The organism is Methanomethylovorans sp., from assembly GCF_041305605.1.
Classification (GTDB): Archaea; Halobacteriota; Methanosarcinia; order Methanosarcinales; family Methanosarcinaceae; genus Methanomethylovorans.
Map to the genome: position 1 here is coordinate 1 of NZ_JBFYLB010000072.1, position 8,401 is coordinate 8,401.

The 8,401-nt window shown below is 44.4% G+C and carries 11 protein-coding genes; 5 read left to right on the forward strand and 6 right to left on the reverse strand.

The window, feature by feature from the left end:
- On the forward strand, positions 1-720 hold a 720-nt coding region (locus tag ACCM36_RS04670), incomplete at its 5' end, for a pyruvate kinase (RefSeq protein WP_370572580.1).
- Between the two features lie 2 nt (positions 721-722).
- Here ACCM36_RS04670 and msrA read toward each other — a convergent pair.
- A complete protein-coding gene (gene msrA / locus ACCM36_RS04675; RefSeq protein ID WP_370572590.1) occupies positions 723-1,196 on the reverse strand; it encodes a peptide-methionine (S)-S-oxide reductase MsrA in 474 nt (157 codons plus the stop codon).
- Positions 1,197-1,483: 287 nt separating this feature from the next.
- Here msrA and ACCM36_RS04680 point away from each other — a divergent pair, with 287 nt between their 5' ends.
- Positions 1,484-2,374 carry a sensor histidine kinase gene (locus ACCM36_RS04680; RefSeq protein ID WP_370572581.1) on the forward strand — a complete coding sequence of 297 codons (891 nt, stop codon included), beginning with the start codon at positions 1,484-1,486 and terminating at the stop codon, positions 2,372-2,374.
- Positions 2,375-2,379: 5 nt separating this feature from the next.
- Here ACCM36_RS04680 and ACCM36_RS04685 read toward each other — a convergent pair whose 3' ends face one another.
- From ACCM36_RS04685 to ACCM36_RS04700, 4 genes are read right to left on the reverse strand one after another with little or no spacing between them, the layout of a single operon-like run.
- The gene (locus ACCM36_RS04685; protein WP_370572582.1) at positions 2,380-3,348 is read right to left on the reverse strand and encodes a formylmethanofuran dehydrogenase; all 969 of its coding nucleotides are present in this window, start codon (positions 3,346-3,348) and stop codon (positions 2,380-2,382) included.
- A 4-nt stretch (positions 3,349-3,352) separates the two neighbouring features.
- Positions 3,353-3,721, reverse strand: coding sequence for an ATP-binding protein (locus tag ACCM36_RS04690; protein ID WP_370572583.1), 369 nt, complete (start codon positions 3,719-3,721; stop codon positions 3,353-3,355).
- A gap of 17 nt (positions 3,722-3,738) precedes the next feature.
- Positions 3,739-4,077, reverse strand: a complete 339-nt coding sequence (locus tag ACCM36_RS04695) for a CGGC domain-containing protein (RefSeq protein WP_370572584.1) — start codon at positions 4,075-4,077, stop codon at positions 3,739-3,741.
- An 8-nt stretch (positions 4,078-4,085) separates the two neighbouring features.
- Positions 4,086-4,418, reverse strand: a complete 333-nt coding sequence (locus ACCM36_RS04700) for a cupin domain-containing protein (RefSeq protein WP_370572585.1) — start codon at positions 4,416-4,418, stop codon at positions 4,086-4,088.
- A gap of 129 nt (positions 4,419-4,547) precedes the next feature.
- Between ACCM36_RS04700 and ACCM36_RS04705 the strand changes: the two genes are divergently transcribed.
- Together ACCM36_RS04705 and ACCM36_RS04710 are read left to right on the forward strand one after the other, a co-directional pair.
- Complete coding sequence (locus tag ACCM36_RS04705; RefSeq protein ID WP_370572586.1) at positions 4,548-4,904, forward strand: winged helix-turn-helix transcriptional regulator; 357 nt, start codon at positions 4,548-4,550, stop codon at positions 4,902-4,904.
- 253 nt (positions 4,905-5,157) lie between these two features.
- Positions 5,158-6,477 (forward strand): glycerate kinase, encoded by a 1,320-nt coding sequence (locus ACCM36_RS04710; RefSeq protein WP_370572587.1) that lies wholly within the window; start codon positions 5,158-5,160, stop codon positions 6,475-6,477.
- A 14-nt stretch (positions 6,478-6,491) separates the two neighbouring features.
- Here ACCM36_RS04710 and ACCM36_RS04715 read toward each other — a convergent pair whose 3' ends face one another.
- A complete protein-coding gene (locus ACCM36_RS04715) occupies positions 6,492-7,334 on the reverse strand; it encodes a TatD family hydrolase (RefSeq protein WP_370572588.1) in 843 nt (280 codons plus the stop codon).
- Between the two features lie 94 nt (positions 7,335-7,428).
- Here ACCM36_RS04715 and ACCM36_RS04720 point away from each other — a divergent pair.
- Positions 7,429-8,401: isocitrate/isopropylmalate dehydrogenase family protein (locus ACCM36_RS04720; protein ID WP_370572589.1), on the forward strand; the 973-nt coding region annotated here is incomplete at its 3' end.

Here is an 8,401-nt window from a genome sequence, read left to right on the forward strand (position 1 = left end):
ATAATGATCGCGCGGGGTGATCTGGGTGTGGAGATCCCGATAGAGGATGTCCCGATAGTTCAGAAAAAGATAATCCACAAGGCAAACCTTCGCAGCATTCCGGTAATAACAGCCACACAGATGCTGGAATCCATGACATCTAACATACGCCCCACACGTGCTGAGGCAACTGATGTTGCCAATGCTATCATAGATGGTACAGATGCTGTTATGTTATCAGCTGAGACCGCAGTAGGTAAATACCCGCTGGCAACTGTTGAAATTATGGCAAAGATTGCCAGACAAACTGAAAAATGGCGCAGTACCTCCAAAACAGGCATATATCAGATGAAGAAGGCCATGACCAAGATGCAATTGCAGATCGATGATATCATCTCCCTGCAGATAAACGAAGCTTTGCAACAATTACCTATCAAGCAGGTACTTGTGCCTACTGTATCCGGAGAGACTTGCAGGCATATTTCCCGTTTCAGGCCTGATGCCTGGATCATAGGTTTTAGCAGGTATCTGCACACTTGCAATCGTCTGGCCTTCCAGTATGGGGTTATTCCAATATTCGTGGAAGGACAGGTCACCGATTGGGAATATACGGCTTTTGCAAAGCTCAGGCAATATGCTATTTATGCTCCCGGAGAACTGGTGATAATTACCCAAGGGCAAACTGCCGGACATGGAAAACAGGGAGGAACGAATCTTCTTAAATTCATCAGGCTGGAATGACCCTAGGAGATCCTGCATCCACCCACGCCTCCCTTTTCAAAGTATTGCTGATGGTATTCCTCTGCCCTGTAGAAGGTTGATGCAGGCACTATTTCAGTAACTATAGGTTTTTTGAACTTCCCAGAGTTCTGAACTCTTTCCTTTGATGCGATGGCTGTCGATCTTTGTTCTTCGCTGTGGTAGAAGATCACTGACCTGTATTGCGTGCCAATATCCGGTCCCTGCCGGTTGGGTGTGGTTGGATCATGAATGTTCCAGAACACTTCAATCAATTGTTCATAGTTTACGACCGCAGGGTCAAAGACAATGTCAACTGCTTCAGCGTGTCCTGTCTTTCCGGTACAGACATCTTTATATGTCGGATCTTCTAAATGGCCACCAGTGTAGCCTACTGCTGTTGCTATTACTCCTCTAACTCTTCTCAAATTAGCTTCTACTCCCCAAAAACATCCTGCTGCAAATGTGGCTTTTTCCATAATCTTTGCCTCCCACTTCATCAATTATACTCCTATATCTTTTTTGATCTCATTTCTTATTTGTCTTTTCGTTCTTATTAAGTAGGGAAGAAGTTAACTTCCTTCTATCATAAAGTATATATTTGACTTGTATATATTATTCCCACCTTATTTCCAGAGGTTGAATGTTGAAAAAAAGCAGAAGCATGTATCGAATAATATTTCTTTTTTTGATAGTGTCGGTCTTTTTTCTTCATTTAGTTGGCGGAAGCGAGATATGTGACACAATCCAACAGTATGGTCCAGCTTTGGGTTCATCATCTTTTGTATCCGGTGGAGAATATGGTCAAATATCTCTTTTGCGGACCATACACATCTATTGGGTGTGGATAGTCCACCTTTTCATCGTAATAGTTCTTCTGGCACTTTATGGCATATATGTTCATAGATACAACAAATTGCTCAAAGAAGAAGTGTCAGAACGCAGGAGTATGGAACATAAATTACAGCAATATGCTGCTGAGCTGAAGCATTCCAATGAGATGAAAGATCTTTTTACGGACATACTGCGGCATGATCTGATCAACCCTGCAGGTGTAATTGACAGTTACACGGACCTTTTGCTGGAAATAGAAACAGATGTTAAGAAGCTTCAATATCTTAAGAATATATCCAGGTCAAATCAGAAGCTTATGGAGCTTATAGAGGATGCAGCTTCTTTTACAAAACTTGATAGCATTGACAATATACCCCTTGAAAAGATGGATATTGGGAGTATCATCAACAATGTCATTGAATCCATGCGGATCCAGATCTCAGAAAAGAATGTCAAACTATCTTTTTCTCCTTCTGGTCTATATCATGCAAATGTTAATCCCCTGGTGGAACAGGTATTTGTGAATTTCCTGTCGAATGCACTTAAGTATGGCCCTCAGAGTGGAAGGATAGACATTAACATAATGGATGCCGACAATTCATGGAAGGTATGTTTTGCTGATGAAGGTGAGGGTATACCCGAAGATTTTAAAGAAGCTGTCTTTGAGCGTTTCAAGAGATTGGAGAAAAGTGCAATAAAAGGTTCGGGTCTTGGTCTTGCAATAGCCAAAAGAATAGTAGATCTTCACCGTGGGCAGTTGGGCGTAACTGACAATCCGAAGGGTAAGGGAAGTGTTTTCTGGGCAACTTTCCCTAAGGCATAAGATATTCAGATCTTCCTCATAACTATGGACCCATCTCTCATATGCACTGCCACGAACTTTTCTTTTTCCTTTTCAGGTTCATATTTGTTAAAGAGCATGGATTCCACACGGCCGGTTTCCATGGTTTTGCGGATTAGTTCGATATCCTCTTTTTCCATTCTGGCTTTAGCTGCCGGAGGACTGGTACTGGCTTTTTTCTTTGAATATATGGCTCCTCCTGTCATGCCAGCACCCACATAGCCTTTTGCATCCATAAAGATCAATTTGCCATCTTTCATATATGCACCAGAAAACTCACCTACATTTCCATGCACCACGACCGTCCCTCCATTAAGGTGCGAACCCGTGTTCATGCCTGCATTTCCATTGATAACGATCGTGCCTTGTTGCATAAGAACACCGGTGCCGTTATAGACATCTTCTTCTACAACAATAGTGCCTTGCCAGTTGCACCTTGCTCCTATTGTTCCCCGCAGAATGCCATCATTCAATTTAAGGGTATTTTCAGTCAGTGAATTAGCTTTTAGTGCATCTTTGCCGGGTCCATTGCAGAGTATGTCAGTTATGGATCGGAATTTCCTGTAACCTTCTACATCAGAAGTTACCTCTAAGAGGTTTCCCAACGGTTCAGCTATATTGCCTTTTACATACAGGCTGCCGGATGCCATTCCCATGCCAGCTTCAGGGCCGACGTCACCTTCGACGAACACATTTCCCGCTTTTTCCATCTTACCTGTGCCGCCAAGGTGTTTCAGGTCGGTGCCCATGCTGTAAGCGAGCCTTTTCCCTACATTTCCCTCGATGTGTAGATCTCCACCCGCCTTGAGCATAGCTACAAGGTCTGCGTATGTGAAATATGTGCCTTCCTGGAAATGTATTATATCTTCAGGCCGCAGTTTGCTGTCGTTCCAGCAAAAATTGAATGTGTAATCGCAAAGATTGTCGATTGGTTCGAGGATCCTTATCTTCGGCATATTCTCATCCGTGTATCAGTGATGGCAGGCAGCGTGTGCACACCCAGATACTTTCCATTTTATGACGCAGAGGCATAAGATATCTCTCATTCTCTCCTTTTCCGCATTTAAAACATCTTATGGAGATATCCGTACTGCGAGGCTGTGACTCTGCCTTTTCCCTGTTGAATTCAACGGTTTGTCTCTGTTCCACTGATATAGCTCCCTGCGGGCACACGCCTATACAAAAGCCCATGCCATCACAAAGCTCTTCTGATACGACTCTGGCTTTGCCGTTGACAAGCCTTATAGCACCCTCTGCGCAGGGAGATATGCATTTTCCGCAGCCGTTACATTTTTCTTCATCGATTTTCACTATTGTTCTTAGTACCATAGCTCCTCCCGTTACCCTTAATGATGTGTACCTTCCACCAGTTCCATGCCTGCATTCCTCACTGTTCTTTTTATTTCCTCTATGTAAGGGCATTTCGGATAGTTATCCATCTGTATGCATGAACTGAGATGTACCACGTCTACTTTGAATTTCTCAAGTGATTTTAGCAGGCGATATACTCTGCGTCCGGAACATCCTCCGCAGGTAAAGAAGGCCACCATTTCAGTGTTACTTCCATATTCCCTGAAATGTTCCTTTCTCTTATTAAACGCCATGAAGCAACCGACACCCGGACAAGCTTCTGAAACTATGTCACATCTTATTACTGCTATCTTTTTCGTTTGATCATCTGTCATTTTGCACCTCAGGAGCGTAACATGACCAATAACATCTTAAAATTCTTCAAAGCCATCAGGCTGTGGGGCTGGTTCGCAGGTATTATGATCATCTCTCCTGCCTTCAGTAGATGCTCTTTTTCCTGTATATTGACCTGGGCTTCTCCTTCCAGCAGGAATGCCATTGCATCAAAAGGTGCAGTATGTTCACTCAGTCCCTGTCCCTCATCAAAGGCAAAAACAGTGACGGTACCATTCCTTGTTTGTGAGAGAGTGCGGCTGACGACTGCCTCTTCCTGATAACCTACCAGTTCAGAGGTTGTAAGTACTTTCCCGGAAGGGGTTTTGCTGAGGAATTGCATAATGTATCATTCCGTTAAATGGGTTAGCAGGTTGATCTGCCATTTTTTCTCACTTCATTCAGTATCTTTAAGATATTAAGTATAAGTAAGATATTAACTTATATACTATGTAGTTTCTATGTGGATACTATGAAGGATTGTACCGTCTACAAGACAGTGGACATAATAGGCAAAAAATGGTCCCTCTACATCTTATTTGAACTTCATAAGGGTGAAAAGGGGGAAAAAGGTTTCAATGAACTTAAGCGCAAGTTGAAGGATATTACCCCCAAGACCCTTTCGGCCAGGTTGAAGGAACTGGAGGAACAGGACTTGATACAGAAGGTTGTAGATGACTCCGTACTTCCGGTACGCTGTGAGTATTCGCTTACTGCCAGCGGGGAGGACTTCATATCTATAATACGAGACATCAAGGCATGGGGTCTTAAATGGAAGTTCAGTAATAAGGCATGTGAAAGCTCTGTGTGCAGGCTTTGTGAACTATAGACGGATATCTTATATTCAGCTTATATTTGTTTTTGAAAAGCTATATAACCGAATAATTTGAGAAGATTTAAGTAGATGGAAAAAGGTGTGTTCTGGCACAGTTTCCCGTAGTGGCGATCTTTGTAGATGATGGACAGATATACCTGATAAGTTATGGGTCCATAAATGTAGGCTTACAGTCAGGTTAAAGGAAGTCATATGGGAAAGTAAGGCAGGCAATGAATAAGAACAGAGTTTCTTGAGTGAATAGATTATGCACAATGGTCTAAAAGAAAATGCAGCTGAGATCTTTAAAAGTGCCATAGAGGCTGTGGAGCCTTCTGTTGCTGTCAAAAGGGCATTGGCACGAGATAAGAACACGTTACAGGTAGGAAATCGTTCATACGATCTGGGTCAATATCAGAAGATATATGTCATAGCTTTTGGAAAAGCCTCGGTGCCCATGGCAAAGGCTCTTGACGAAATTCTATATGACCTACCTCTTCAGGGTTTAGCAATTACCAAATACGGTCTCGGGGGCCAGCTTGAACGTATAGAGGTCTATGAGGCAGCACATCCTGTTCCTGATGAGAACAGCCTTAAAGCTGGCCAGATGGTAAAGGAAATATTATCTAAGGCAGGTGAGGATGATCTTGTCATTTTTCTCATATCTGGTGGCGGTTCTTCTCTTTTCGCACTTCCGCGTAAGGATGTATCTTTCAAGGAGTTTGTCAAGCTTCATGAAGCTTTGCTTACCTCAGGCGCAACGATAAAAGAGATCAATACCGTAAGAAAGCACCTCTCTACAGTAAAGGGTGGAGGTCTTGCAAGAATGGCTTTCCCTGCACAATCGATCAGTCTTGTGCTTTCGGATGTGGTGGGTGATCCTCTTGATGTAGTTGCTTCCGGACCTACTGTACCCGATTCTTCCACATTCGAGGACTTCAATGATATTGTGGAAAGATACCATATCACACTTCTCCCTTCCATAAGTCGTTTACTGGAGGATGGATTGAACGGATTGGTGGAAGAAACGCTTAAAGCAGGAAATCCTGTATTCGATATTTGTTATAACAAGCTTATAGGCACCAATTGCATTGCTCTTGACGCTGCCGCAAAGAAAGCATCACAGATGGGATATAACACTTTGTTGTTAAGTTCCTATATCACAGGTGAGTCTAAAGAGATAGCCAAAGTGTTTTCCGCTTTAGGAAGAAATGAGTTGCTCCATGCAAGACCCATGTCAAGGCCTTCCTGCATTCTGGCTGGCGGGGAAACGACTGTTGCCGTAAAGAATGGAGGCAAGGGTGGCAGATGCCAGGAAATGGCACTTTCCTTTGCGATAGAGGTGGAAGGTCTTGAAGATCTTTTATTCCTTGCAGCCGGTACGGATGGTATCGATGGTCCCACCGATGCAGCTGGAGCATTCGCTGATGGTGACAGCGTGGAGAAAGGCTCAATGAAAGGTCTGGATGCAAGGTCCATGCTGAATTCTCATGATTCCTACAATTTCTTTGACGGCATTGGTGATCTGCACAAGATAGGCCAGACGGGTACAAATGTGATGGATATCTATATTCTGCTTGTGGAATAAATTATCATATAGTTTCAAAGCTCGATATCAACATCATATACAAGTTCGGGGTTTTCCTTGTGGATCTTCCAGAAGGGCTCCTCTCCGTACTCTTCGGCAAGTTTTATTGTCCTTTTAGGGATGGTCTTTGGGCCAAGCACAGCGCCTGGTCTTTGCGGGTCATCGATATAATCTGTTTCCATCATGAATCTGGTGCCTTGGGTCAATGCTTCTTCTATAGCTCCCTTGCCTGCCAGTACCCCGGGGAATATTCCAAGCCTTTCACAGGCACCCACGAGCGGGGGAGCATAATGCTTTACCACTTTGTGAAGCCTGATGCCTGTTTTTCTGGCATGGGCAGTAATGTCCTCAAGCTCAGGCTCTCCTACGCTTTCCGTATGCAGCTGCACGGCACAATCCAAGTCTTTTGCCAGTGTAAAAGCATGTTCCATTATCTCATTGGAAGCTTTCCATACTTCGGGTGTGACCGGATAGTGTGGTCTTCCACTCTTCAGACCTACAGCAAGTCCCTTTTTAACAAATTCAGCAGCTATGTCCAAGCCTCCTTTCATGGTCCTCACTGCAGTTTGCAGGTCCATATACTCAAGCAGGTGTGTGATCTCTGCAGGATGTACGCCCAGCACAGGGAAAGATGTCACTCCGGTTTCATTGATCTGCCTGGAGACCTCAATGGTCTCTTCGAAAACAGCTATCTGGTCCTCAGGCCTGGTAACTTTGATCCCTAGTGTCCAGGATGGCTTCATTACAAGGAATATGTGTGTTCCCCCCGCCTGCTGGAACTCTTTGACAGCTCCAAGTCCTTTGCCTCTGGGATCTATATGCATGTGTTCGTCTGTTATGGGGAAATTACCTGTCATGTTTGGTTATATGTGCCCCGGCGGGATTAAAGTTTCGTGTTTGTGGCGAAGGCTTAAAAATGACGTATGCCTTTAGAATGGTCGGTGATTAATAGTGAGCAAGACTGCAGCAGTAATTAAAGGAGATGGAGTAGGTCCCGAACTGGTGGATGCGATGTTCAAGGTAATGGAAGCTGCCGGAACTGATGTGGAGTTCATAACCTGTGATGCAGGTGCCACATGGTGGGAGCAGCATGGTGGAAATTCCCTTGTCCCGGATGAAACCTGGGAGATCCTTGATAGTTCAGATGCATGTTTCAAAGGTCCAACGACAACACCGACAATAGTGGGTGCCCCAAGGAGCGTGGCTGTTTCCATCAGGCAGAAGTATGATCTATATGCCAACGTGCGACCCATCAAGACCTTTCCTAATACCCCCAGACCCCTTGGTGATGTGGATTTCGTGTGCGTGCGTGAAGGTACTGAAGGATTGTATATCGGCGAGGAAATACGCCTCACTGATGATGTGGCCATAGCCATAAGGAAGATTACACGCACAGCAAGTGGAAAAGTTGCAAGATACGCCTTTGAAGAGGCAAAAAAACGAAACTACGATGCTGTTGTCCCTATTCACAAAAGTAATATTCTAAGGAGAACATGCGGCCTGTTCCTGGAAGAGGTTAACAAGGCAGCTCTGAACTATCCCGGCATTGAAGTGTGGGAATACCACATTGATAATATCGCCCAGCAACTGATCAAGAATCCACAGATCTTTAACAAAAAGGTGCTGGTCTCCACGAACCTGTTCATGGATGTGCTTAGTGAGGAGTGTGCAGCTCTTGTGGGAAGCATTGGTCTGATATATTCAGCCAATATCGGTGATAACTTCGCCATGTTCGAGCCAGCTCACGGTTCAGCTCCCAAATATGCCGGGCAGGACAAAGTAAGCCCTGTGGCCACAATACTCGCAGGTGCCTGGATGCTAGGATACCTCGGTGAATCAGAGAAGTCAGCAGCCATATTCAGGGCTACTGAGCGCGTCATATCCGAAGGCAAGTATGTTACCTATGATCTGGGAGGCAATGCAA